The organism is Novosphingobium sp. BAM6, assembly GCF_057784955.1.
On the sequence record NZ_JBYNTR010000001.1, the window covers coordinates 1,037,266 to 1,063,455 of the forward strand.

Sequence of the window (26,190 nt, forward strand, 5' to 3'; positions counted from 1 at the left end):
ATGTCCGCCTGGCGATCACTTCAACAATACCAGTTCCTCGGCCATGGTCGGATGCACAGCGACCGTGGCATCGAAATCGGCTTTGGTCAGCCCCGCCTTCACAGCGATCGCCGCAGCCTGAATGATCTCCGGCGCCTCCGGGCCAATCGCGTGAAGTCCGACCACACGGCCGGTCTCTGCATCACAGATCATCTTGTAGAGCGCGCGTTCATTGCGCTGGACGAGCGCATTCTTCATCGGTCTGAAGTCACTGGTATAAACAGCAACGCTACCAAGCTGTTCGTTGGCCTGCGCCTCCGTCAACCCGACGGACGCGATCGGCGGGTGACTGAAAACCGCTGCCGGAATACACGAATAGTCGACCTTGGACGGCTTATCGCCGAAAACCCTGTCAGCGAAGGCCTGGCCCTCGCGGATTGCGACCGGTGTGAGCTGAACCCGGTTCGTCACATCGCCCACGGCATATATGGATTCGATGTTCGTGCGCGCTTCATCATCGACCGTAACCGCACCATGGTCATCGACCACAACGTCTGCACCTTCCAGACCAAGTCCTTCAATATTGGGCACACGGCCGGTCGCGAACAGCACGCAATCGACGTCGATGGGATCGTTGTTCGTCATCGAGACCTTGAGCGATCCATCCGGATTCTTCTCGATCCCCTGCAAGTCGGCATTGAACCGGAAGTCGATGCCCTTGGTAATCGAGATTTGCAGCAAGCGATCCCGCAGCGCCTCCTCATAGCCTCGCAGCAGCTTGTCCGAGCGGTTTACAATCGTGACCTTGGCTCCAAGCGCATTGAATACACCTGCGAATTCGTTGGCGATATAACCTCCGCCAGCGATGAGAATACGATCTGGTATCGCATCGAGGTGAAAGGCTTCATTTGACGTGATGCCAAGGTCATACCCCGGAATCGAGGGCACATGCGGGCGGGCGCCAGTCGCAATCAGGATAATTCTCGCGGTCTTCGCTTCACCGCTGGCCAGCGTAACCTCATGCGGTCCCGTGATCGTTGCGCGCTCGCCAAAGATATCGACGCCGTTATTCGCAAGTGTCTGGGTATAAAGACCATTCAGACGATCGACGTCAGCCAGCACATTGTCGCGCAACCTGACCCAGTCGAACTTCGCGCTGCCGATCTCCCAGCCGAAACGGCCTGCATCTTCAAGATCCTCGGCAAAATGCGCCCCGTAGACCAGCATCTTCTTGGGCACGCACCCGCGTATCACGCAAGTTCCACCGACCCGGTACTCTTCGGCGATCGCGACGCGCGCACCATGCGCAGCAGCCACACGGCTCGCGCGAACGCCACCGGATCCGGCGCCGATGGTGAAGAGATCGTAGTCGTACTCGGCCATGAACACACTCCTGTTCGCCGGACCATCTGCTAGCCCGCCGGGAAGCGTGCATATGGGACAGGCAGGAGCTGATTGCCAGCGTCAGCGCCTACAGTGCGCTTTTCCGACGGACGCAAGCCTCTCACTCACCATCGCAAAGGATTTGTCTATTTAATGAGTAGAGTATAAAGATGGGTCAGACGTGCCAGCTTACGGTTTCGCGGCGCGTTCCGCACAGTGGAGAGATACATGATGAATCCCCATCACCGCCCCACTGCAGCGCGTGGCCACCCGACCAACGGGAATCAGGCACTGCGGCAACCGACTATACTACTCATTCCCGGGCTCAACGGCAGTGGACCAGACCACTGGCAATCTCGTTGGGAACGCGACATGGAAAATGCACACATCGTAGACCTTGGTCTCTGGAGCGACCCGCAACGCAGCCCCTGGATAAACCAGCTCAACCTTGCAATCCATGCAGCGCAAGGACCGGTTATACTGGTAGCCCACAGCCTTGGCTGCCTCGTGGCGACATGGTGGACCAAGTTCGAGCAAGCAGACAGCGCTTCAAAGGTGGTCGGGGCGTTGCTGGTCGCGCCACCGGAAGTGGATTTCTTTCCGCGCGACGATCGCGTTGGCCGCTTTGCGCCGATGCCGGTGGATCCATTACCATTCCCGTCCATCCTTGTGGCCAGCCAGAACGATCCCTGGATGGGCTTTCGCACCGCGCAAGTGCTCGCCCGGCAATGGGGCAGCGAACTTGTTGATATGGGCCACGCAGGGCATATCAACGCCGATTCGGGGCTCGGCGACTGGGCGCTCGGGAAATCGCTGCTCGCGCGCCTGATGCCGTTTCGCACTCCCGAAAACGCCGGCAAGCTACATGAATCAAGTTCCGAGCAGAACTGGATCTCACCACCTTCTCATAGATAAAAGCACTCCCGGTCGCAGCACCTCGCCGCGACCGGGATGTTCATATCAGGAGACGATACCGGCCAGTTCGAGCAAGGCTTCGGTCGACGGATCGAATGTCGTGCCGCCCTTCTCGATCTGCTTGGCGATCTCCTTGCCCAGTTCGACGCCAAACTGGTCGAAGGGATTGATCCCCATGAGCACGGCATTGGCAAAAGTGCGGTGCTCATGGAAAGCGATCAGGGCACCGAAAGCTGCCGGACTAACTTCATCGAGCAGGATCGTCGCCGAGGGGCGGTTGCCGGGATAGGCCCGTGCGGAATCCTCGCTCGCCTTGCCGGCCATGAGCGCTGCGCCTTGCGCGAAGCAGTTCGACAGCAGGATGCGGTGATGCGCAGGTTGCAAATCGTGCCCCGGGAAGATCGCGGCGATGAAGTCCACCGGCACGATGTTCGTTCCCTGATGCAGCAACTGGAACACGGCATGCTGCGCATCGGTGCCGACGCCGCCCCAGGTGATCGGTGCCGTCGGACCATCGACCGGCGTGCCGTCAGCCTTCACGCTCTTGCCGTTCGATTCCATTTCGAGCTGCTGGAGATAATCGGGCAACAGCGCCAGACGCTCGTCATAAGCGAAAACCGCACGGGTCTGGCAGCCGAGCAGACGGGTATAGTACTGATCCGCAAAGGCCGCGCGCAGCGGCAGGTTGGCAAGGCCTTCTGCATCCCGGAAGTGCTCGTCCATCAGCGCCGCACCGGCCAGGAACTCCGAGAAATCGGGCCACCCCAGCGCCATGGCGACCGGGAAGCCAATCGAGGACCAGAGCGAGTATCGACCACCGACACTTTCCGAGAACGGCAGGATGCGGGTCTCGTCCACGCCCCATTCCGTGGCTTTTTCGGGCGCGGCAGTCAGCGCGACAACCCGGCCATAGGGATCAAGAACGCCACCATCGCGCAGCCATTCGATGGCGCTTTCCGCGTTGGTCATCGTCTCGATGGTGGTGAACGTCTTCGACGCGATCGCCAGCATGGTGGTCGCCGGATCGCAAGCCGCAAAAGCCGCCTCCAGCGCACAGCCGTCGATATTGGAGACGACATGGACGTCGCACAGTGCGCCCTCGCGCGCCAGAGCGTCAACGGCCAGCGCCGGACCAAGCGCGGAACCACCGATGCCGATGTGGATCAGGTGCTTGATCTCACCCAATACCCCGCGATGGATCGCCTCCACGAGAGAGGCCATGCGGGCGTGATATTGACCGGCCAGTTCGACACTTTCCGCCTTGCCGACGCCTCGCTGGGCGGTGTGCTCTGCCGCACGACCTTCGGTGGGGTTGACGATCTCCCCGGCGAACAGGGCTGCACGACGGGCATCGAAATCCATGGCCAAGGCCAGCTTCTCGAAACCGGCGATATGCGCAGCATCCAGATGGGTCTTTGACCAATCGAAGCGAATCCCCGAAGCATCACCACCCACGCCAAGCTCGAACCGGGTCGCAAGCTGATCCAGGCGGTTTGCATCGTCAGCAAAGAGTTCACCAAGGCTCGGTTTGGGCAAAGCCTTCAGTTCGCTCCAGATCGCATCGCTCATTGTCGGTCATCCTCTTGGGTTGGCGGGCACAGTGGCCTGCGGCAGGCCTTATGCATCGCGATTGCGCGGTGGCCAAGTGCAAAACACCGCATAGGATCTATTTTGGTATTATTTTGGACACACTAAATCTTTCATCCATCGATGGCTGTCACACCGCCATCGGCATTGTGCTTGACGAGCGCGCCAAGGCACAACATGGGTTCGATCCATGACCGACGCCGACGATACCGTCTCCGCCCCCGTACCCGCAGTGCCTTCGCAGGCCAGCGCTACACCGCCCGTGCAAAAAGCGGACACTCCAGCTGCGGCCGACAAGAAGCCCAAGAAGGAGGAGAATTTCCTCTCCTTCCTTTTCTGGCTGGTGCTCGGCGTCGTGGTGCTGCGCAGCTTTATCGTCTCGCCCTTCAATATTCCGAGCGAATCCATGTTGCCCCGCCTTCTTGATGGCGACTACCTGTTTGCGACGAAGTGGAACTACGGTTACTCGAAGTATTCGCTGCCATTCAGCCTGCCGCTGATCCCGGGCCGGATCTTCGCCCATCAGCCAGAGCGTGGCGATGTGGTGATCTTCAAGGCTCCGCCCGGCAACGACGTTGATTATATCAAGCGCGTGATCGGCCTGCCGGGTGATGAAATTCAGATGCGCCACGGCCAGCTCTACATCAACGGCATCGCCGTTCCGAAGGTTCGCGTGGCCGACTTCGTGCTGCCCGTCACACCCAATACACATTGCTACGCCCCCGAGTTCGAGGGCAAGGATGTCAAGGGCGCCCCGGTCTGCAATTACCCGCAGTTCCGCGAGACGCTGCCGAACGGCAAGAGCTATAACGTACTCGACCTCCTGCAGACACCGCAGGACGACACCGGGGTCTATGTCGTGCCCGAGGGCCACCTGTTCATGATGGGCGACAACCGCGACAACTCGATGGACAGCCGTTTTCCCGCCGTGGAAGGCGAAGGCGTCGGGATGGTTCCTGAAGGCAACCTCGTTGGTAAAGCCTCCCTCATGATGTTTTCCACCGACGGATCCTCGAAGTGGTACGAACCCTGGACGTGGTTCACTGCGGCCCGCTGGTCGCGCATCGGAGGCACGTTCTGACCTTGCTGACCTTACAGACCCGCCATTTCATCGAGCGGATCGCAGGCCATGCCGTCAAGGATGAAGCTCTCTGGCGCTCTGCCCTTACCCACGGCAGCACCGGCGAGAAACGCACTTACGAACGCCTGGAGTTCCTGGGCGACCGGGTTCTCGGACTTGTCGTGGCCGAATGGCTGTTCCGCACCAGCGACGAGGCGGAAGGTCGCCTGTCCCAGCGGCTCAACGCTCTGGTCAGCCGCGCCACCTGCGCCCATATCGCGCGCGGCCTTTCGCTGAGCGAGCACATGCTGCTGGGCAAGCAGGCGCGCGACGATGGTGGCCTCGACAGCGAAAACATTCTCGGGGATATTATGGAGGCGCTGATCGGCGCCTGCTTCGTGGAAAACGGCTTCCCCGAAGCCCGCGCTATGGTTCTGCGAATGTGGACGCCGTCGCTGGAAGGCAAGGCAGGAAAGCGCAAGCACCCAAAATCAGCCTTGCAGGAATGGGCTGCCGGCAATCGTCGCCGCACGCCCGAATATGACCTGGTCGATCGTTCCGGGCCAGATCACGCCTCGCGTTTCACCGTCGAGGTTTCGGTATATAATGTCGGAAGCGCCCGCGCGACGGGCAACTCCAAGCAGGAGGCGGAAACACTGGCCGCCGAGGAATTCATGAGGATTTACGGATGACTGGCGCGATAACTAAAACGGCAGGCGAGAGCTGCGGCCTGGTAGCCGTTATCGGGCCGCCGAACGCTGGCAAGTCCACGCTGGTCAATGCGCTGGTCGGCCAGAAGGTGGCGATCACCTCGGCGAAAGCGCAGACAACCCGCGCGCGCCTTCTGGGAATCGCGCTGGAGGGTAGCGCGCAGATCATCCTGGCCGACACGCCCGGTATTTTCGCACCCAAGCGCCGTCTTGATCGCGCCATGGTCGCCGCCGCCTGGGAAGGCGCTCAGGAAGCCGATGCGCTTCTGCTGATCGTCGATACCGTCAAACTGCGCCGCCATGAGTTGATGCCGCTGCTGGAAACGCTGAAAGAGCGTCCGGAGCGCAAGGTGCTGGTACTCAACAAGGTCGACGCCGGCGCCAAGGAAAAGCTGCTGGTACTGGCTCAGGAGTTTACCGCCGAGGTTCAGTTTGACGAGGTCTTCTTCGTTTCTGCGCTGACCGGCGACGGTGTGCCGGAGCTCAAGACCTGGCTGGCCAAGTTGATGCCGGAAGGCCCCTGGCATTATCCCGAGGACCAGGTCTCGGATGCGAGCGAACGCCTGCTCGCCTGCGAAATCACCCGCGAACAGCTTTATCGGCAGCTTCACGAAGAGTTGCCGTATGACGCTGCAGTGCGACCAGAGGCCTATGTGCCGCGAAAGGACGGCTCGGTCGAGATTCGCCAGCAGATCGTCGTGACCCGCGACAACCAGCGCGCCATCGTGCTGGGCAAGGGCGGCACCAAGATCAAGGCGATCGGCGAAGCGGCGCGCAAGGAGCTGACCGAGGTTCTCGGCCAGAAAGTGCATCTGTTTCTTCACGTCAAGGTCGAGGAAAACTGGGCCGACCAGCGCGACATCTATGAAGAGATCGGGCTGGACTGGGTGAAATGAAATCGCTGCTACGGGGGGGCGCCCCTCTTTTTCTGCTTATCGCAGCCAGCCTTGCTGCGCCTGTCGCCAACGCCACGCAGAAAGATCCTTCAGGCACACCTGCGACCACTGCTGCCATGAGTGGCGCAGTTCCGCTCACCTCTGCCGAGCAGACGCTCCGGAATGCATTGGCAGGCGGAAACTACGTTGCAATGGGTTCGTCGTATGCCGCAGGCCCGATGCTGCCGCCGGGCAAACCCGGTATGGCAACGCGATGTGGGCAAAGCGCCAATAACTACCCGTCGCTCCTTGCGAAGAAGTTCGGCCTAACCCTGGTCGATCATAGCTGCTCGGGTGCCACTACCGAACACATCCTCGGCCCCTGGGGGGACATTCCTGCGCAAATTTCCGGCGTTAATGCAGCAACCAGGCTCGTGACGCTGACAATCGGAGGAAATGACCTTACTTACGTTGGCAACCTTTTCAGCGCGACCTGTCAGCAAGATCACCGTCGCAGGCCGCAGACGGCAGTATCGACCGTCAGCCCATGCAATCCCTTGCGCGTACCGACAGAGGCAGATTATCAACGCGACGAGGTGCAGCTTGGGCGCATTGCCCAACGGATCCACCAGCTTGCGCCGCGAGCGAAACTGGTTTTCGTCCAGTATCTCCAGCCCCTCCCGGCAACCGGCAAGCTTTGCGCCGATACGCCAATCAGCGAAAGCGACGCAGAGATCATCCGGACCATCGGTCGTCGCCTATCCGAGATCATCGATCGCGCCGGGCGCACAAACAACGCTCTTGTCGTCGAAATGGATAAATCCTCGGCCACCCACACCCCTTGCGACACTGACCCGTGGATGATCGGCTCTCCCAAGGGGTACGACGGCCACAACGGTCTGCAATGGCATCTCAACCTTGCCGGGATGAAGGCAACGGCGGATGGCATTGCTTACTGGCTCGCCAATCCGCCTGCGGCATCCCCCCCTGCACAGCCTGCGGCGACTTCGACCGATCAGGCTGTGCCTCCACCCAACGATCCAGTGGCGCCAACGCCACCTGCCTGACGTCGCGGGCAGTCGCAGTCCCATGCCTGGAGGCATCTCCGACATGAGTTCTTCTTTCTCGCGTTTTCAGGCCGGACGCGGGCCCATCCTTGGCTGGCTTTTACTGGCGATCGTCGTGCTCGCCTGCAGGTCGCCGCTGTTCGGCGATCCGCTGATCCATTCAGACGAGACCTTCTACAATCTTGTCGGCGAACGCATGCTGCACGGTTCCGTGCCTTTCGTCGACATCTGGGACCGCAAGCCGGTTGGCCTGTTCCTGATCTATGCCGCGTCCCACGCCCTATTTGGGAGCGGCGTGCTTGGATACCAACTGATAGCCGCGCTCAGTGTCCTCCTGACCGCTGTTGCTATAGAAAGACTGGCCTCCCGCATTGCGGACCGGCAAGGCTCATGCCTTGCTGCCATCACGTATATCCTCGGCCTTGCTATATTTCGTTGCTCAGGCGGCCAATCGCCGGTGTTCTATAACCTGCCGATGGTGCTTGCAGCCGGCATCATGTTGACACTGGCGACGCAGAAGCGCCCCGATCATCTTGTTATCCGTGGCGCAGCCGCCATGCTACTGGTCGGGTTGGCGCTCCAGATCAAGTACACCGTTGTATTCGAAGGAATTGCCTTCGGAATCGTGCTTCTCTGGCTGCACTGGCGCAAGAACCGAAGCGTCGTAAAGCTCGTTGCAGCAGGCCTCCTCTGGGTCGCCAGCGGGCTTGCGCCGACGGCGCTGGCACTGGGATGGTATGCCCTGCACGGATACGCTCAGGAATTTATCTGGGCCAACTTCCTGTCGATCTTCCTGCGGGATACCGGGGCTGCACTGTCGCTCGACCGCATATCCGATCTAGCCACCGACATTGCTCTGACACTGCCGTTCTGGGCTGGAGGCCTTTACTGGCTTCGCCACCGGCACACACCTCCATTCGCAACCAAGAATAATACGGCCCAGACACTTCCGGGCACACAAGCCTGGTTATTGGGTTGGGGAGGCGTTGCGACGTTCGGCTTCCTGATCTTCGGGACATATTACGACCATTATACCGCCGCTCTGCTGCCTTCCTTTGCGGTTCTGCTCTCGCCCGTTATGGGCTGGCGCCCTGGAAAGCGGATCGTGACCGCTTTCATTCTGTCATTTCTGGTCATCGCGGCTAGTGCGATCACAATAGGCACCTATCGTAAATACGGCGGGCGCGCAGATCTTGACCGTGCAGCAGCTCTCATTTCGCCCAATCTGCATGGGCGCTGCCTCTACGTGTTCGAAGGGTATGCTGCGCTCTATTCCGCCACCCAAGCCTGCACCGCTTCACGCTTCGTGTTCCCCTCGCACATCTCGCGCCGAGTGGATTCGGTCGCGCTTGGCGTGGATTCACGCGTAGCGTTGCAGAGGATTCTGGATCACCACCCCGGCGTCATAGTCGTCAACGCCAAGCCCGACATGAGCGAGGCGAACCTTGTGGTCCGCCCCATGCTCCATGCCGCGCTTACCCATAACTACGAACTTTATGCCCGGACCAATCTCGGCAAGCTGGACCTTGTGCTCTACCGCCTGCGCGAGCACGGACGGTAGAGCGACACATTCATTCAGTCTCAGCTGCAGCCTTGGCCGTCTTTGCCTTCGCCGGAGCCTTGACCTTTGCCGGGCTCTTCTTTGCTGTAGAGGACTTTTTCGCCACTGCAGCCTTAGCAGGCACCTTCTTCTTGGCAGGTGCCTTTTTCTTGGTTGAAGGGCCCTTCGCGACCTTCGCGTCGATCAGGGCTACAGCCTGCTCGGCACTGAGGTCTTCCGGTTTCTGGTCGCGCGGAAGGGTGGCGTTTGTCGTGCCATCAGTCACATAGGGGCCATAGCGCCCCGCCAGAACCTGCATTTCCCCACCGCTGGTTGGGTGCGCACCCAACACCTTGATGGGCTCCGCCTTTGCTCTGGTTCCCCGTCCACCGCGATTGGCAGAATCAGCCAGCATGGCTACCGCAGCATTCATACCCGTCTCGAACACTTCGGCTGTATTACGCAAACGCGCATATTTACCATCATGGGCAAGATAAGGGCCATATCGACCGATACTGGCCGTGATCTCCTTGCCGCTTTCCGGATGCTCGCCAACCGTGCGCGGCAGGCTGAGCAACTTGAGGGCCCATTCCAGCGTCAGTTCGTCGATGTCTTTGGGAATAGAAGCGCGCTTGGCCTCCTTCCCCTCGCCCAACTGAATATACGGTCCGAAACGTCCCACCTTGCGCAGCACTTCCAGATCGGTCTCAGGGTCCTTCCCGAGCCCTTCTTCCTCACCCTCGCCTTCAGCGCCGCCGGGCTGCGCGAACTTACGGGTGAACTTGCATTCAGGGTAGTTCGAGCAGGCCACGAAAGCGCCGTAGCGCCCTCCGCGCAGACTTAGCCGCCCATCACCGCACTTGGGGCAAACACGCGGGTCGGTGCCGTCCGCCTTCGCCGGGAACAGGTAGTCGGAGAGAAATTCGTCCAGAGCCTCGGTCACTTCCGAAGGCTTCTTCTCCATGACCTCGTCGGACTTGGGCTTGAAATCGCGCCAGAAGTCTTCGAGCAACGCCTTCCATTCCTGACGCCCGCCCGAGACGTTATCGAGTTCGTCCTCCATTCCGGCAGTAAACTCGTACGCGACATAACGATCGAAGTAGCGTTCGAGGAACGACGTTAACAACCGTCCCGTTTCCTCAGCAAAGAAACGGTTCTTTTCGGTGCGGACATAGGAGCGGTCCTTGAGCACCTGAATTGTTGCCGCATACGTCGACGGGCGCCCAATGCCGAGTTCCTCAAGACGCTTCACCAGGCTTGCCTCAGAGAACCGCGGCGGGGGTTGAGTAAAGTGCTGCTCTGCAAGAACGTCTTTCTTCGCAGGCATGTCGCCCGATTTCATGAACGGCAAAAGGCCGGAATCGTCATCGTCAGACTTGTTGTCCTGCCCCTCTTCGTAGACTGCAAGGAAGCCGGGGAACTTCACGACCTGTCCGGATGCCCGCAGTTCATGACGACCGGTGCCGTCACGCAGCGTAATCGTCGTGCGCTCCAGCGCAGCGGAGGCCATCTGGCTGGCCATCGCTCGCTTGAAGATCAGATCATAAAGCCGTGCCTCGTCACCCGAACCATGGCGTTCCTTGGTGAAATCGGTGGGGCGGATCGCTTCGTGTGCTTCCTGCGCGTTCTTCGCCTTGGTTTCGTAGTGGCGGGGCTTTTCGGGCAGATAATGCCCCGAGAAGCGATCCGAGATCGCCGCGCGCGCGGCAGATATGGCGCTGGGATCCATCTGCACACCGTCGGTACGCATATACGTGATCGCGCCTGCCTCGTAGAGCGTCTGCGCCACGCGCATGGTCTGGCTGGCCGAGAAGCCAAGCTTGCGCGCGGCCTCCTGCTGCAGGGTCGAAGTCGTGAACGGCGGCTGCGGATTGCGGCGGTGCGGCTTGGTCTCGACGCCCTCGACCTTGAAGGCGCCCTGTTCGACAGCCAGCTTGGCCCGCATCGCGGTGCCTTCGTCCCCAATGCTGAGGCGGTCCAGTTTCTGGCCCTCGAACGTCACCAGCTTCGCAGTGAAGTCCGATCCGTCATGCGCCATCTGCGCCGCAACCGACCAGTACTCCTGAGGCTTGAACGCCTCGATCTCTCGCTCGCGATCGACGATCAGACGTAGCGCTACGGACTGAACGCGTCCGGCCGACTTGGCGCCGGGCAGCTTGCGCCACAGCACCGGAGAGAGTGTGAAACCGAACAGGTAGTCGAGCGCACGGCGCGCAAGATAAGCGTCGATCAAGTCCTGATCCAGCTCGCGTGGCTGGGTCATGGCCTTGGTAACGGTGTCCTTGGTGATCGCGTTGAAAGTGACGCGCTGCACGTCCTTGGGCAGTACGCGGCGCTTGCGCAGCAATTCCTGCACATGCCACGAAATTGCCTCTCCCTCGCGATCAGGGTCAGTTGCGAGGATCAGGCGGTCGGCCTCCTTTGCGAGATCGGCGATGGCCTTAACCTGCTTCTGCTTGTCTCCATAAAGCTCCCAGTCCATCGCGAAATCCTCGTCCGGACGAACGGAGCCGTCCTTGGGCGGCAGATCGCGGACGTGGCCATAACTGGCGAGCACCCGGTAATCCTTGCCCAGGTACTTCTCGATGGTCTTGGCCTTGGCCGGAGATTCGACGATGACTAGCTGCATTACAAACTTTCAGATGCCCCTCGCACGCGCGCACCTACGCGCATGCATGTACACGTACAAGGTGGTTGCCTGTTCACGGTCTCGTCAAGAGGCCTGTTTGATGGCAGGCATTTGACAGAGACCTCAATCAGGAATCCAGCAGGCTGACACGCCCTCCGGCATGCCGCACGAGGCGGCCTGCCAGTTCCAGTTCGAGCAGAGCCATTTGCACATCGCCTGCATTCGCTCCCGATTGACGGATCAGTTCGTCGATAGCCACCGGTGCTCCGCCCAGCAATGCATTCACCGATGGTGATGCACGGCTATCGCCAAGCCCTCTCCCCTCATTCTCATCCACCGACGTCCAGGCTGTTTCCGGTTCGCGAACTACGCCACGAGGCATCCCTGAAAAGTCCTGCAAGAGTTCCATCACGTCGCCTGCATTCTGTACCAGAATAGCGCCGTCCCGGATCAACTGGTTACATCCCTGAGAGCGCGGATCGAGCGGTGAGCCCGGTATCGCCATCACTTCTCGCCCCATTTCGCCGGCGAGTCTGGCGGTAATGAGTGATCCGGATTTCGGGGCCGCTTCCACAACGACAGTGCCGGAACACAAGCTGGCGATGATGCGGTTTCGCGTCGGGAAGTGCCTGGCAAGCGGCTCCGTGCCGCAGGGCTGTTCGGCCAGGAGCAAGCCCTCCAGCGCTATCTGTTCCTGAAGATCGGCGTGCTCGGATGGATAGGACACGTCGATTCCCGATGCGATCACACCAACGGTGCCTGCGCCGCAGGTTGCCGCAAGCGCGCCCCTATGCGCGGCGCCGTCGATCCCGCGCGCCAGGCCCGACACCACGACAAAGCCCGCCTCGGAAAGCTCCAGTGCAAATTCACGCGCTAGCCGCAATGCCGCCGCTGAGGCGTTGCGCGCACCGACAATCGCGACACAAGGCTTATGAACCTGCCCGAGATCTCCTCTCCAGGTCAGGATCGGCGGCGCGCCATCGCTTGTCTGCAGCGATTCGGGGTAGTCTGGCGAATCATGAAACAGATATCGTGCGCCAGACTTGCGCATTGCCGCAATTTCGTCCTGCACGCGCCCGATCGACGCCGCGACATATTTGCGCCCTGCTCGTCCGACAAGTTCAGGAAGAGCCTCCAGCGCCGCAGCGCCCGAACCGAAGCGGCGCAATAACTGAACATAGGAAACCGGCCCGATATGAGGCGACCTCAGCAGGCGAATACGAGAGAAAGCTTCGTCCTGCGAGATGGCCTCGGTCGTGCTCACGCCTTCTTGCCACTACCGATTTTGGGCTCTGTACCGGATAGCAGGCGAGAAATGTTCTCACGATGCTGAAAGAGGACAAGGGCGGCAATCACGGCGAGCACTATCCCGTTCTCCTGATGGCCGGTTGCGAACGCGACAAGCGGCGCGACAACGGCTGCAGTCATTCCCGCAATCGAGGAAATACGCACGAGCGCCAGCAAACCGATCCACGTCGCCGCATAAGCAAGCCCGATTGGCCAGCCAAGCGCAAAACCGATGCCTGCCGTCGTCGCCACGCCCTTGCCGCCCCGAAAGCGCAACCAGACCGGAAAACAGTGACCGACGAATGCCCCGATCGCGGCAATACTGGTGGCCGCCGGACCGCTAATTTCTGGCCAGAAAGCACCAGCAAGCAGAACCGCGACAAGGCCTTTGAGAAGATCCAGAACAAGTGTTGCCGCGGCGAGGCCCTTGCGCCCCGTGCGAAGGACGTTAGTCGCACCGATATTCCCCGAGCCGATGGCACGAAGATCACCTGCACCAAACACGCGGGTCAACAGCAGACCGAAGGGAACCGAGCCCAGAGCGTAGCCCAGCAGTAAAGGGAGAATCCATTGCATAGCCACTCCTTAACCGCTCGGACGAATTTGGCGAAAGAGTTCTTCATCCAAACCGCTACGGTATGTCGCTGCAAGGTTGCCATCGGCCGTCACGACAGGCACACAGTCTCTCCGATCATCGTGACCTGTAGACCTTGCCTCGGCGCATGTGGCGCCACTCCGAAGATTTCATGCCAGCACCATCTGAAAATCATCCCGCCACTGCCCCATCCCAAACCAAGGGCGATTCCGCTCCATCGGTAAAAACATGTGAGAATCTTCATCAGCCGGCGACGTTGAAGGTCGATCCTTCAGCTCCGATCCTGCTTTTCGATTCCGGGGTTGGCGGTCTGACAGTGCTCGACGCGGTTCGTCGCAAGCTGCCCGACGCTCCCCTGTTGTATGCAGCGGATACGGCAGGCCTTCCGTATGGCACGAAGACCGAAGCCCAGATAGCCGCACGCGTTGCAGGATTACTGGGACGGATGACCGAACGGTTCCAGCCCCGACTTGTCTGCATCGCATGCAATACCGCCTCGACCATTGCTCTGGGCATGGTGCGCGAAGTACTGGAAGTGCCTATCGTCGGGACAGTACCTGCCATCAAACCGGCAGCTGCGATGACACGCAGCGGTGTGATCGGCCTGCTTGGCACACAAGCGACCATTAGACAAAATTACATAGACAGGTTGGAGCAGGAATTCGCATTCGGCAAACGCCTGCTGCGGCATGGTGCGCCTGCTTTGGTTGCCGCAGCAGAAGCGAAACTTCGCGGCGAACCGGTGAACATGGCTGACGTCGAGGCTGCCATTACAGCGCTGCGGGATCAACCCGGTGGAGACGAGATGGACACGATTGTCCTCGCGTGTACGCATTTCCCGCTGCTGCAATCGGAACTGAGCGAAATATGCGGCCAGAGCATGCTATTCGTTGACGGTGCTGCCGGCATCGCCGACCAGATCGCAAGACTGACAAGCGGCCAGACTTTTCAGCGTATCCGTCCTGATCGAGCCGTATTCACTGCACCACCAACTGACATCAACGCATACGCAGCCACGCTGGAGCGCTATGACCTCGCCGGGATCGACGTGCTTTGACCCCCCGCATCAATATTGCTTTAGCGGTCCTGCTGCTGGCATTGGGTATTCCCTTCTACTGGTACTTCATCAACGCCGGAACCGACGGCGCTCATGCGAAACCCCTCAAGATCACCGATTTGCGAACGCTTGCGCTGGAAGCGCCAGGCGCCGCGCCTGTCGGCATCCGCACAGAAATGATCGGCATACGCTATGTGCCCCTGGATTTTCTGGCCGCGGGTGCAGGTCTATGGTCATCGCCCACATCCATTCGCGCGTTCCAGATTGTCACCTCGGACGGCTCCTCGATCACCGTCGACTCCGGGATAACCCCGGAAACAGCCAATGCGTTTGATATCGTCAGCTACAACATCGCCGCACAGAAGCGAGTGAATATCGTTGTAAACAAAGCCAGAATTCGCCTCTATCTGAGTAATTTCCCACTTCATAAGCGCGTTGCGGGCACCGCTCATGCATCAACGCTCAAGAATGTCGCGCCGCACGCAGTGTCGGCAGGCATCGTGGAAATTCCGACCCCTGGCCTCACCGACGAATCGGCTATGTATTTTGTCCGGCTCCAGAACGGTCGGGAGTTCCTGTTTACCGGGGACGCGGCCACGCTGCGGGAAAGCTGGCGACAGATCCACCCTCCGGCGCGTTATGTCACCTCTTTCCGGCGGCCTCAGGACAGGCTGGAACTCAGTTCCTGGTTGATGACCATCAATGCGCTTCATCGCGAGGCGCCTGACATGGAGATCGTCGAGGGGCATGACCTGCATCCAATGCGCGAAATCCAGTACGGTTTTGACGATCACGGTGATCTGGGTCTGGTATCTGGTCATCCGCGCGACAATCCTGTAATGGCCCCCGCGAGGGGCTTAAGCAGCACGCCGAACCAAGGCAGGAAACACGCTCTGTGAATTACGATCGGATTTTCGATCAGGCGATCGACCGACTTCATTCCGAAGGACGCTACCGCGTCTTCATCGACATCCTGCGCAACAAGGGTGCCTATCCCAATGCGCGCTGCTTCGCCGGTCATAACGGCCCGAAGCCGATCACCGTGTGGTGCTCGAACGATTATCTTGCGATGGGACAACACCCCAAGGTAATCGCGGCGATGGAAGAAGCGCTTCACGATGTCGGCGCCGGTTCAGGCGGCACCCGCAACATCGGCGGCAACACCCACTACCATATCGAGCTTGAGCGCGAATTGGCCGACCTTCATGGCAAGGAAGGCGCCCTGCTCTTCACATCCGGCTACGTCTCGAACGATGCCACTCTATCTACACTCGCGCGACTGCTGCCGGGTTGCGTCATCTTCTCGGACCAACTCAATCACGCCAGCATGATCGCCGGCATTCGCAATTCCGGCTGCGAGAAAAAGGTCTTTCGGCATAATGACCTTGATCATCTAGAAGAATTGCTGGCTGAAACGGACCCGGCGCTACCCAAGCTGATCGCCTTTGAATCCGTCTATTCGATGGATGGCGACATCGCGCCAATCCATGCCATCTGCGATCTGGCAGAAAAGTACGGAGCACTGACCTACATCGATGAAGTCCATGCCGTGGGCATGTACGGACCACGCGGCGGCGGCATCACTGATCGGGACATGGCAGCACACCGTATCGATCTGATCGAAGGCACGCTTGGAAAGGCCTTCGGCGTAATGGGCGGCTATATTGCAGCCAGTCAGCGCATCATCGACTGCATTCGCTCTTATGCGCCGGGATTTATTTTCACCACATCGCTCTCCCCGGTCCTCGTAGCCGGGGTGCTCGCCTCGGTACGCCATCTAAAGAGTTCCAGTGTTGAACGTGACGGGCAGCAGCGTTCGGCAGCGATGATGAAAACGATGTTCCGGGAGGCAGGCCTGCCGGTCATGGACTCGACCACGCACATCGTGCCGCTGCTCGTCGGCGATCCCGTGAAGGCCAAGAAAATCAGCGACATCCTGCTTGCCGAATATGGCGCATATGTACAGCCTATCAATTTCCCGACCGTACCCCGCGGAACCGAGCGGCTACGTTTCACGCCGGGGCCTGCGCACACGGAAGAGATGATGCGCGAACTCACCCAAGCCCTTGTCGAAATCTGGGAACGCCTGGACATGCGCGTCGCCGCATAAGACATTTCAAGGCAAGTAGCTGAGAGGCGAGGGATATTTATCCCTGCCTCTTGGCATTTCGCATCTGCTCACCACGTTGATTGCGCCGTTTAGCGCGATATTGCTCGCGCTCTCTCGAGTTCGACAAAGGAACGCAAGACCCATGGCGAAGCTGTTCGAACCAATTCAGGTTGGCGGGCTTAAGCTTTCCAATCGCATCGTCATTGCCCCGATGTGCCAATATTCGGCACAGGACGGATGCATGAACGACTGGCACCTGAGCCACCTGGGCTCGCTCTCGCACTCCGGCGCAGGCGCTCTCACTATCGAGGCGACAGCCGTCACGCCGGAGGGCCGGATTACCAGCGGCGATGTCGGTCTGTATGACGATAGCTGTGAAGCCGCCATGAAGGAAGTTCTCACCTCGATCCGGCGCTGGTCGGATATTCCCGTCATCGTCCAGCTCGGCCATGCCGGGCGCAAAGCCAGTTGCGAGAAGCCCTGGGACAACGACGGCGCACAGATCCCACCGAGCGCTATCGGCGGATGGCAGACAGTGGCACCGTCAGCTCTGCCTCACGCACCCCACGAGAACGCACCGACACCCCTGGATGCAAAGGGTTTGGAGAACATTCGCGACGCCTTTGTTGCCGCCGCAAAACGCGCTGAAGCGCTTGATATCGATGGAATCCAGCTCCACGCCGCACATGGGTATCTGCTCCACCAGTTCCTGTCGCCGTTATCCAATATGCGCGGCGATACTTACGGGGGCAGCCTGGAAAATCGCATGCGTTTTCCGCTGGAAATCTTTGAAGCTGTACGCGCAGCATTCCCTTCACACAAACCCGTAACGGTTCGCGTCTCCGCCTCGGATTGGGTGGAAAACGGCTGGGACATCGAACAGACCATTGCCTTCGCAAAAGCGCTCGAAGCGGTCGGCTGCGACAGTATCCACGTTTCCAGCGGAGGTCTTGCGCCGAGTCAGGACATCCCGGTAGGACCGAACTATCAGGTTCCGCTCGCACACGATGTAAAGGCTGCCGTCAACATTCCGGTAATCGCCGTCGGCCTTATTACCGAGCCCCAGCAGGCTGAAAGTATCCTCAAGGCAGGGGATGCCGATCTGATCGCGATCGCTCGCGCCGCGCTTTACGATCCTCGCTGGCCGTGGCATGCCGCCGCTGCGCTTGGGGCACAGGTCAAAGCGCCTCCCCAATACAGGCGATGCCAGCCACATGGCTTGCCAGACCTTTTGACCCGTGCCTAATCGTTCTTGACCACATGTTGTCCTCGCCGCATCGCTTCGGCAAGGCGGCACGTCAAAGTCACGAGATCGTCGAGATCGTCTGCCGTCCAGTCTGCAAATGCCTGGCTCAGTACGCGATCGCGTGCGATATCGATGGCACGCGCCATCACTGATCCGGCAGGCGCTATCCGCGCCTCGCGAACGCGACGGTCCCGTGAATTTGTTCCCCGCACGATAAGGCAGCGTTCTTCCATCGTCGCCAGTTGGCGACTGACCGTCGTGTAGTCACGACCTACCCTGTCCGCCAAATCGCCGACCCCGATCGGACCGAAGCGATCGACAGCCACCAGTAACGGAAACTGCGCGCGATCAAGCTGGATTCCTGCCTCGCGAATAAGCATTTCGTCACGCTCCGCGCCGTTCATCATCGCCACAATTTCCAGCAAGGCACCGTGAAGTTCCCGAAGCCTTTCGGTTATGAGTGCATTATACATGTATTTTCTTGCCACCCATTATCGACCTATATATGTGTAATACGCATACACTTCATCCCGCGGGGAGCAACCCATGAAAGCAGCCGTCGTCACCGCCGCAGGCAATCCGCCGATATGGGATGACTTCGAAGCACCTGTTGCCAATGAACAAGAGATTGTCGTGGACATCGTCGCCGCAGCACTCAGCCAATTGACCCGCAATCGAGCTTCCGGTCGTCATTACAGCGACACCGCCACATCCGGCTTCATTGCCGGCGTGGACGGCGTAGGTTGGTCCCCTGACGGCAAGCCGATATACTTTGCGCTCCCTCGTACACCTTACGGCGCAATGGCCGAACGCGTTCCAGTCGCACATACGCAGACAATCGCCATTCCCGCTGGTCTTGACCCCTTACAGGCAGCAGCAATGGCAAATCCCGGCATGTCTTCATGCGCCGCATTGCGTGAGCGCGCCAGGATCCAGGTCGGTGAAACCGTCCTCATCAATGGCGCGACCGGAGCATCGGGAAGCCTGGCGGTTCGCATAGCCCGCCACCTTGGCGCCGCTCGCGTTATTGCTACAGGGCGCGACAAAACCTTGCTCTCAGCGCTCGGCGCTGACGAAGTGATCGCTTTGGATGTTACCGGAGAAGAACTGGAAACGCGATTTTCCAGACACTTCCAGGAAGGCGTAGATATCGTGCTCGACTATCTCTGGGGACCGAGCGCCCGCGCTGCCCTCGTCTCCGCCGCGAGACATTCCCCAAAAAGCAAGCCCGTGCGATTTATTCAGATCGGCGCGATATCCGCTGCCGACATTGCCCTGCCAGCAGCCGTCCTGCGATCGAGCACCATCGAACTGATGGGTAGCGGAATTGGAAGCGTAGGAACGGATCGCTTGCTCGCCTCCATCTCGGAGGTCTTCAACGCCGCCACCGCAAGAGGCTGGACAGTTCCGCTCCTGCCAATACCCATGGCAGATGTAACAAGGGCGTGGTCAACGAAAAGCCGCGAACGGATTGTCCTGACCCTTTGACACAACAAAGCCCGGCGAGTTTTTTACCTCGCCGGGCTTTGTCATATCTCTCAAGTCATGCGCTTTAATCAGCGCAATGAGACGACATTGTCCGAAACCCGAGGGTCCGGACGCCCCGTATAAAGGCTAGCCATCGGCTCGTCGGTCGTGATCACGACATCGCCCTGCCCGAAGCCGTTGAACGCGGTACGCATCGCCGCACCGTAAGCACCCAGCATGCCGACCTCGATCCAGTCTCCAGCCTTTATTCCGGCGGGAAGCACAAAGGGCCCTTCCATGAAGTCCGCATCGTCACAAGTCGGGCCGTAGAACGAGAAGTCCTTGAGATCCGTGGCGTCGAGAGCCGCTTCGACATCACTGGCGTTGCGAGCGATATGACGAACAGGAAAACGCCATGCGACATGTGCGGCATCGTAGAGCGCGCCATAGGCACCGTCGTTGATGAACAGTTCATCACCGCGACGCTTTTCCACCTTCACGATCAGCGAGTTGTACTCAGCCGAAAGCGCACGGCCGGGCTCGCACCACAGCTCTGCGTTGTAGGCGATCGGCAGCGCTTCGAAGTGACGGTGGATGATCGCGAAGTAATCTTCGAGCGGCGGCGGTTCCATGCCCGGGTAGGACGACGGGAACCCGCCACCCACGTCGATCATGTCGATGACGACGCCGGCATCGGCAATCGCCGCACGAGCGCGCTCGAGCGCCTGCACATAGGCGAACGGCGTCATCGCCTGCGAACCGACATGGAAGCAGACACCCAGCCAGTCTGCGACCTGACGGGTAGACTGGAGAAGCTCCCCTGCATCGGCGAGATCGATGCCGAACTTGGAGGCCAGGCTCAGTTCCGAATATTCCGAACTGACGCGCAGGCGCACGCAGAGACGCAGATCCTTGGCGAACGTTCCATCCTCGGCCGCAGTCGCTTCGAGAATCTTCTCGAGTTCTTCCTGCGTGTCGAGGCTGAAGGTGCGTACGTTGTGCGTGAAGTAGGCCTCGCGGATGGCGCTGGCGGTCTTCACCGGGTGCATGAAGCACAGCGTCGCAGTCGGCAATACCGAGCGAACCATCCGGATTTCCGCGATGGAAGCGGTATCGTAATGCGTGATGCCGTTGTCCCAGAGGATCTGGACAAGGTCCGGCGACGGATTTGCCTTCACCGCATAAAGCGACTTGCCCGGAAACTTCGTGGCGAAGAATCGGGCAGCACGCGCCGCAGCATGCGGGCGGTTCACAATAACCGGTTCGTCGGGCGCGAGTTCGCGCGCTACAGCCGATGCGTCAGGGAAAATGTGCAACTCAAGGGACCCCCAAACGGTGTGTTAACGACAAGAGCTGCCTTGCGGTTTGGAAGTCCCCATGGGGCAGCGAGGGGCCGGATATAGGCCGCATCGTTCGAATCGCAAGAGAAAAACGAGCGTTTTCACGGAAGTGTCACAAAGGTAAAAGGACATGGCTGGCCCATGAAATTTTCCCCTTCCATCACAATATGTTGTCTACGCGGCGTTACCACCGGGGAACTGTCATTTCGCAAACAACAGAAACGGACAGAAGCTCCCTGAAGCGGGGTGGAAACGGACACAAGGCACCTGACGCGCGATGGACCGTTCCCTTGCTCACTCAGCTTAAGCGATCGCGAAAATCCTCGTAGTCGAACTTGCGGATGCATTCGAGCGAGTCGGTTTCGGAATCCCACAACCAGATCGAAGGCAAGGGTACGCCATTGAAGGTGGTGGTCTTGACCATCGAATAATGTGCCTGATCGAGGAATGCGAAACGTTGCCCCGCTTCGGGATCGGCCGGCAGCACGTAATCGCCGATCACATCGCCTGCGAGGCACGAGGGCCCACCAAGACGGACCGCCTCGGCGTCATTCTCGCTCCGTTCCGCCAACATAGCGGGGCGGTACGGCGCCTCAATCACGTCGGGCATGTGGCAGGTCGCGGAAATGTCCACGATGGCCACCGGCATGCCGTTCCAGCCAACATCGAGCACGGTGCCGACCAGAATGCCCGCATCCAGCGCAACCGCCTCGCCCGGCTCGATATATATTTGCGCGCCCGTATCCTCGGCCATGTCGGCGAGGAATTCGACCAGCTCCTCGCGCTGGTAATCGGCGCGAGTGACATGGTGCCCACCGCCGATGTTGATCCAGTCCAGCTGGCCGAAATAGGGCTCGAGATAATCGAACACCTTGTCCCAGGTTCGCTGGAGCGGCTCGAAATCCTGCTCGCACAGGTTGTGGAAGTGAATGCCGTCGATCATCTCGACATGCTCTTCGGTAAGCTGGTCGATCGGGAAGCCGAGACGCGAATGTGGCGCCGACGGATCGTATTTGGGCACTTCGCCTTCGGGATGCAGCGGATTGACGCGCAGGCCGATGTCGAAATCCTCGCCGCGCGCACGGGCTGCCTCGATGATCGCCCAGCACCGCTCGATCTGCTGGGGAGAGTTGAAGATGACATGGTCGGAAAGGCGCAGGATCTCGTCAAGCTCGTCGGGCTTGTAGGCCGCGCAGTACGTCGCGATCTCGCCGTCATAGAACTCGGAAGCCAGACGCGCCTCCCACAGCCCCGAGGTACACACGCCGTCGAGATATTCCCCGACGATCGGCGCTGTCGACCACATCGAGAACGCCTTTAACGCGGCCAGCACCTTGGCACCGGAACGCTCACCGATATCCTGCAGAATCTGGAGGTTGGCACGCAGCTTCGCCGCATCCACCACGAAGGCCGGGCTGTCGACGCGCGACAGGTCGAAGTCCGCAAAGGCGCCCGGATCGCCGGCTCTGGTTTCCATGTGATGCGTGCCTTTCGTCTGTATTCGGATGAAGGAAGCCGCGGCTCTAGCCCAGCGGCCCCTTGAAAATGAACCAGGCCCCTGCCCCGACAAGACAAAAGCCGATGATCTCGTTCCAGCCCGGCTTCTGGCCGAACAGCGCCCAGGCAACCAGCACGAAGCCCAGCAGCGAGAACGCCTCCTGCATGACCTTGAGCTGCCCCAACGAATAGACCGAACTACCGATCCGGTTGGCCGGAACCGCCAGACAGTATTCGAAGAAGGCGATACCCCAACTCATCAGGATCGCCAGCCACAGCGCCTTGCCCGGCAGTTTCAGGTGCAGATACCACGCCGTGTTCATGAATAGGTTGGACCCTGCCAGCAGCGCGACGGGCGCAACGAAGGACCAGTTCATGCGCGGAATACCCTTGATACGGTGTTCCGCCCCGCAGATCGAAGCGGAACACCGTGTCCAATCAGAACTGCACCGGTCCGTCGAGCTCTTCCACGGTCCAGGGCAGGCCATGCTGGTTGAGCATGTCCATGTAGGGATCAGGATCGAACTGCTCCATGTTGAACACGCCTTCACCATTCCACTTGCCGGTCAGGATCATCGCCGCGCCGATCATTGCCGGAACGCCGGTGGTGTAGCTGACGGCCTGGTTGCCGGTTTCCTCGAAAGCGTCTTCGTGGTCGCAGATGTTCTTGATGTAGAACGTCTTCTCACCCGAACCATCGAGCGCTTCGCCGGTCGCGATATCGCCGATATTGGTCTTGCCCCGGGTCGTCGCGCCCAGCGAGCTGGGCTCGGGCAGCACGGCCTTGAGGAACTGCAGCGGCACGATCTCGACGCCGTTGTAAGTCACCGGGTCGATGCGGGTCATGCCCACGTTCTGCAGCACGGTCAGGTGCTTGATGTACTCGTCCCCGAAGGTCATCCAGAAGCGGCCACGCTCCATCTCGGGCAGGAACTTCGCGAGGCTTTCCAACTCCTCGTGGTACATCATGTACATGTTCTTGGGGCCGACGGCCTCGAAGTCGAACTCGACCTTCCTGCCCATCGCCGGGGTCTCGACGAATTCGCCGTTCTCCCAGTGGCGTGCCGGTGCGGTCACTTCGCGGATGTTGATTTCCGGGTTGAAGTTGGTGGCAAAGGCCTGACCGTGATCGCCGCCGTTGCAATCCAGAATGTCCAGCGTGCGGATGGTCTTGAGCTTGTGCTTCTTGAGCCACATCGCGAACACGCTGGTCACGCCCGGATCGAAGCCCGAGCCGAGCAGCGCCATCAGGCCCGCTTCCTTGAAGCGCTCCTGATAGGCCCATTGCCAGTGGTATTCGAACTTTGCCACGTCCTTGGGCTCGTAGTTCGCGGTGTCCATGTAGTGCGTGCCGGTGGCAAGGCAGGCGTCCATGATCGCCAGATCCTGATAGGGCAGCGCCAGGTTAACGACCAGTTCGGGGCCGATCTCGCGGATCAGCGCGCTGGTGGCCGCCACATCGTCGGCGTCGATCGCATAAGTACCAATCGTGACGCCCGTGCGCGCCTTCACCGATTCCGCGATCGCCTCGCACTTGGAAACCGTGCGGCTGGCGAGATGGATGTCGCTGAAAATATCGGGATTCATCGCCATCTTGTGGACAGCGACCGAGCCGACGCCGCCTGCGCCGATCACCAGAACCTTGCTCACCGTACTTCTCCTTGACCCAGATTTCCCTGCGACGAGGTTTGCGCCGCTCAGTCCGGCCCTCTCGCGAAAGCGCCGCATATAGTGCCCGGATGTGACAACACAACGTGCGGCAACACAAGCCGTGCCGGTTATCAGACTTGGAAATTCCTGCATCGCCTGCCGCATCTGGTCGGCCAATCGTCACGGTTGTGCCATCGCCGCGTCATCGCCCGGTCACCGGACATCCGCAAAGGGGGCATCAGACGCGCTGCTGCGCCAAGGGACACTCTCACCATGCAGCCCACATCCGCAAGCAAACCCCGTGCTTCTGCCAGACAGCCCAACACCCTGATCGAAGGCGCGGTCGTGCGCCACGAGAGCCCGCGCGGTGCGCGCCTGCTCGACCGGGCTTTTGCGATAGCCTTCAAGGGTCTCGTCTATGCGCAGATCTGGGAAGATCCGGTGGCCGACATGGCCGCGCTCGATATTCGCTCCGACAGCCGGGTGCTGACGATCGCGAGCGGTGGCTGCAACGCGCTGTCCTACCTCACCGCCAATCCCGAAGCGATCACGGTGGTCGATCTCAACACCGCGCATATCGCACTGAATCGCCTGAAGCACGCCGCGCTGACGCACCTCGACGATTATGCCGCGCTCCGCCGCTTCGTGGTCGAGGCGGATCACCCCGATAATCTGGCGACCTACAGGGTCCACCTTGCGCCGCATCTGGACGAGGCCACGCGGCGCTACTGGGAAGGTCGTGATCTGGTCGGACGCCGCCGCATCGAGGGCTTCTCCAGGGGCATTTATCGCAAGGGCCTGCTGGGCGGGTTCATCGGCCTCGCCCATGCCGTCGCCAAACTTTATCGCATCGATCCGCGCGAAATCCTCGAAGCGCGCGACCTTGAGGAACAGCGTCGCATCTTCGACGAACGCTTTGCCCCGGTGTTCGAGCGCCGCATGGTCCGCTGGCTCACCGACCAGCCTGCCTCTCTGTTCGGGCTCGGCATTCCACCCGCGCAATACGATGCGCTCGCAGGCGGCCAGAAGATGGCCGATGTGCTGCGCGCGCGCCTTGAAAAGCTCGCGTGCCACTTCCCGCTGAACGACAACTACTTCGCCTGGCAGGCGTTCTCCCGCGGCTATGGCCGTGCTCCGGAAGCACCGCTGCCGCCGTGGCTTCAGGAAAGCAATGTCCCGGTCGTGCGTGAGCGTCTGGGCCGGATAACCCTTCGTCATGCGAACTTCATCCATGTCCTTCAGGAAAGCGCCGATGCCTCACTCGACCGCTATGTGCTGCTCGATGCACAGGACTGGATGACCGACGGACAGCTGACCGAACTGTGGTCCGAGATCACCCGCACCGCTCGCCCCGGCGCACGCGTGCTGTTCCGCACTGCCGCGGAACCCTCGTTGCTGCCCGGCCGCGTGCCCGATGAAATCCTCTCACGCTGGGACTATCGCGAAGCCGAATCGGCCAGAGCGACTGCAGACGATCGCTCGTCGATCTATGGCGGCGTTCATCTCTATCTCCGCAAGGCCTGAGTCGATGGCGACCGCAGCTCCCGATCACGCCGCGCTGATGGACCGCGTCTATCGCGGGCAGCGGCATATCTACGATATGACCCGCAAGTACTTCCTGTTCGGTCGCGACCGGCTGATCGGCGAAATCGCTGCCGCGCCGGGCTCCACGGTGCTGGAACTGGGCTGCGGGACGGGCCGCAATCTGGAACTGATCGGCAGGCGCTGTCCCGGCGTGACGCTGTACGGCCTCGATATTTCTGAGGAAATGCTGCGAAACGCCCGCAAGCGGTTGACCGCGTCGAGCCGTCTCGTTCAGGGCGACGCCACCCGCTTCGATCCGCAGGTGCTGTTCGGCGTGGCGGGGTTCGACCGCGTGGCGATATCCTACGCCCTCTCGATGATCCCCGACTGGCACGCTGCGCTCGCGGCCGGAGCAGATGCCCTTGCGCCCGGCGGACGGCTGGACGTGGTGGATTTCGGGGACCTGCGTGGGCTTCCAACGCCCGCCCGCACCGTGTTGCGGGCATGGCTCACACACTTTCATGTGACCCCACGCCTCGATCTGGAAGCAGCGGCGCAGGACCTCGCCCGTCGCAAGGGACTGGCGATGGAAAGCCTGCGGGGGGCGCTTGGCTACTACCGCCTGATCCGCCTCTCTCGCCCAGCATGATCCAGAGCGACAATTCATCATTG

General features: G+C 60.4%; 23 protein-coding genes. 13 read left to right on the plus strand and 10 right to left on the minus strand.

The annotated features are described in order from the left end of the window. Positions 1–15: 15 nt before the first annotated feature. Positions 16–1,362 carry a glutathione-disulfide reductase gene (gene gorA, locus AC3EC3_RS04895; protein ID WP_488488520.1) on the minus strand — a complete coding sequence of 449 codons (1,347 nt, stop codon included), beginning with the start codon at positions 1,360–1,362 and terminating at the stop codon, positions 16–18. 231 nt (positions 1,363–1,593) lie between these two features. On the opposite strand from gorA, the gene AC3EC3_RS04900 reads away from it, so the two are divergent. Beyond that, a complete protein-coding gene (locus AC3EC3_RS04900) occupies positions 1,594–2,277 on the plus strand; it encodes an RBBP9/YdeN family alpha/beta hydrolase (protein WP_488489200.1) in 684 nt (227 codons plus the stop codon). 45 nt (positions 2,278–2,322) lie between these two features. On the opposite strand, the gene pgi is transcribed toward AC3EC3_RS04900, so the two are convergent. Next, positions 2,323–3,846, minus strand: a complete 1,524-nt coding sequence (gene pgi, locus AC3EC3_RS04905; protein WP_488488521.1) for a glucose-6-phosphate isomerase — start codon at positions 3,844–3,846, stop codon at positions 2,323–2,325. Between the two features lie 208 nt (positions 3,847–4,054). Here pgi and lepB point away from each other — a divergent pair, with 208 nt between their 5' ends. From lepB to AC3EC3_RS04930, 5 genes are read left to right on the plus strand one after another with little or no spacing between them, the layout of a single operon-like run. Further along, on the plus strand, positions 4,055–4,945 hold the full coding sequence (gene lepB / locus AC3EC3_RS04910) for a signal peptidase I (protein ID WP_488488522.1): 891 nt from the start codon (positions 4,055–4,057) through the stop codon (positions 4,943–4,945). Positions 4,946–4,947: 2 nt separating this feature from the next. Then, entirely contained in the window at positions 4,948–5,616 is a 669-nt protein-coding gene (gene rnc / locus AC3EC3_RS04915; RefSeq protein ID WP_488488523.1) for a ribonuclease III, read from the plus strand. Then, positions 5,613–6,530, plus strand: coding sequence for a GTPase Era (era, locus tag AC3EC3_RS04920; RefSeq protein WP_488488524.1), 918 nt, complete (start codon positions 5,613–5,615; stop codon positions 6,528–6,530). The genes rnc and era overlap by 4 nt, the downstream gene beginning before the upstream one ends. Then, positions 6,527–7,576: an SGNH/GDSL hydrolase family protein gene (locus AC3EC3_RS04925; RefSeq protein ID WP_488488525.1), complete on the plus strand. Its 1,050-nt coding sequence runs from the start codon at positions 6,527–6,529 to the stop codon at positions 7,574–7,576. Before era ends, AC3EC3_RS04925 begins: the two co-directional genes overlap by 4 nt. A gap of 43 nt (positions 7,577–7,619) precedes the next feature. Then, complete coding sequence (locus tag AC3EC3_RS04930; protein WP_488488526.1) at positions 7,620–9,137, plus strand: ArnT family glycosyltransferase; 1,518 nt, start codon at positions 7,620–7,622, stop codon at positions 9,135–9,137. A gap of 10 nt (positions 9,138–9,147) precedes the next feature. On the opposite strand, the gene topA is transcribed toward AC3EC3_RS04930, so the two are convergent. From topA to plsY, 3 genes are all read right to left on the minus strand, one after another. Then, on the minus strand, positions 9,148–11,745 hold the full coding sequence (gene topA, locus AC3EC3_RS04935; protein WP_488488527.1) for a type I DNA topoisomerase: 2,598 nt from the start codon (positions 11,743–11,745) through the stop codon (positions 9,148–9,150). A gap of 127 nt (positions 11,746–11,872) precedes the next feature. Next, the gene (gene dprA, locus AC3EC3_RS04940; protein WP_488488528.1) at positions 11,873–13,009 is read right to left on the minus strand and encodes a DNA-processing protein DprA; all 1,137 of its coding nucleotides are present in this window, start codon (positions 13,007–13,009) and stop codon (positions 11,873–11,875) included. Next, positions 13,006–13,608, minus strand: coding sequence for a glycerol-3-phosphate 1-O-acyltransferase PlsY (gene plsY, locus AC3EC3_RS04945; RefSeq protein ID WP_488488529.1), 603 nt, complete (start codon positions 13,606–13,608; stop codon positions 13,006–13,008). The genes dprA and plsY overlap by 4 nt, the downstream gene beginning before the upstream one ends. Before the next feature lie 146 nt (positions 13,609–13,754). Between plsY and murI the strand changes: the two genes are divergently transcribed. The 4 genes from murI to AC3EC3_RS04965 all read left to right on the plus strand — a co-directional run bounded on the left by murI (position 13,755) and on the right by AC3EC3_RS04965 (position 18,040). Further along, on the plus strand, positions 13,755–14,684 hold the full coding sequence (gene murI / locus AC3EC3_RS04950; protein WP_488488530.1) for a glutamate racemase: 930 nt from the start codon (positions 13,755–13,757) through the stop codon (positions 14,682–14,684). Beyond that, positions 14,681–15,583: a hypothetical protein gene (locus AC3EC3_RS04955; protein ID WP_488488531.1), complete on the plus strand. Its 903-nt coding sequence runs from the start codon at positions 14,681–14,683 to the stop codon at positions 15,581–15,583. The genes murI and AC3EC3_RS04955 overlap by 4 nt, the downstream gene beginning before the upstream one ends. Further along, positions 15,580–16,794: a 5-aminolevulinate synthase gene (gene hemA / locus AC3EC3_RS04960; RefSeq protein ID WP_488488532.1), complete on the plus strand. Its 1,215-nt coding sequence runs from the start codon at positions 15,580–15,582 to the stop codon at positions 16,792–16,794. The genes AC3EC3_RS04955 and hemA overlap by 4 nt, the downstream gene beginning before the upstream one ends. Before the next feature lie 142 nt (positions 16,795–16,936). After that, entirely contained in the window at positions 16,937–18,040 is a 1,104-nt protein-coding gene (locus AC3EC3_RS04965; RefSeq protein WP_488488533.1) for an NADH:flavin oxidoreductase/NADH oxidase, read from the plus strand. On the opposite strand, the gene AC3EC3_RS04970 is transcribed toward AC3EC3_RS04965, so the two are convergent. Next, positions 18,037–18,447: a MarR family winged helix-turn-helix transcriptional regulator gene (locus AC3EC3_RS04970; protein ID WP_488489201.1), complete on the minus strand. Its 411-nt coding sequence runs from the start codon at positions 18,445–18,447 to the stop codon at positions 18,037–18,039. The genes AC3EC3_RS04965 and AC3EC3_RS04970 overlap by 4 nt on opposite strands. Positions 18,448–18,586: 139 nt before the next feature. Between AC3EC3_RS04970 and AC3EC3_RS04975 the strand changes: the two genes are divergently transcribed. Next, positions 18,587–19,528: a quinone oxidoreductase family protein gene (locus tag AC3EC3_RS04975; RefSeq protein ID WP_488488534.1), complete on the plus strand. Its 942-nt coding sequence runs from the start codon at positions 18,587–18,589 to the stop codon at positions 19,526–19,528. Between the two features lie 68 nt (positions 19,529–19,596). On the opposite strand, the gene AC3EC3_RS04980 is transcribed toward AC3EC3_RS04975, so the two are convergent. The 4 genes from AC3EC3_RS04980 to AC3EC3_RS04995 all read right to left on the minus strand — a co-directional run bounded on the left by AC3EC3_RS04980 (position 19,597) and on the right by AC3EC3_RS04995 (position 23,994). Further along, complete coding sequence (locus AC3EC3_RS04980) at positions 19,597–20,823, minus strand: type III PLP-dependent enzyme (protein WP_488488535.1); 1,227 nt, start codon at positions 20,821–20,823, stop codon at positions 19,597–19,599. Between the two features lie 322 nt (positions 20,824–21,145). Next, the gene (locus AC3EC3_RS04985; protein WP_488488536.1) at positions 21,146–22,324 is read right to left on the minus strand and encodes a carboxynorspermidine decarboxylase; all 1,179 of its coding nucleotides are present in this window, start codon (positions 22,322–22,324) and stop codon (positions 21,146–21,148) included. Between the two features lie 46 nt (positions 22,325–22,370). Next, positions 22,371–22,721, minus strand: coding sequence for a DMT family protein (locus AC3EC3_RS04990; RefSeq protein WP_260923041.1), 351 nt, complete (start codon positions 22,719–22,721; stop codon positions 22,371–22,373). Positions 22,722–22,782: 61 nt separating this feature from the next. Further along, positions 22,783–23,994 carry a saccharopine dehydrogenase family protein gene (locus AC3EC3_RS04995; RefSeq protein ID WP_488488537.1) on the minus strand — a complete coding sequence of 404 codons (1,212 nt, stop codon included), beginning with the start codon at positions 23,992–23,994 and terminating at the stop codon, positions 22,783–22,785. A gap of 273 nt (positions 23,995–24,267) precedes the next feature. Between AC3EC3_RS04995 and AC3EC3_RS05000 the strand changes: the two genes are divergently transcribed. Together AC3EC3_RS05000 and AC3EC3_RS05005 are read left to right on the plus strand one after the other, a co-directional pair. After that, positions 24,268–25,518, plus strand: a complete 1,251-nt coding sequence (locus AC3EC3_RS05000) for a BtaA family protein (protein ID WP_488488538.1) — start codon at positions 24,268–24,270, stop codon at positions 25,516–25,518. Positions 25,519–25,522: 4 nt separating this feature from the next. Continuing rightward, positions 25,523–26,167 carry a class I SAM-dependent methyltransferase gene (locus AC3EC3_RS05005; protein WP_488488539.1) on the plus strand — a complete coding sequence of 215 codons (645 nt, stop codon included), beginning with the start codon at positions 25,523–25,525 and terminating at the stop codon, positions 26,165–26,167. The last annotated feature ends 23 nt before the right edge of the window (positions 26,168–26,190 follow it).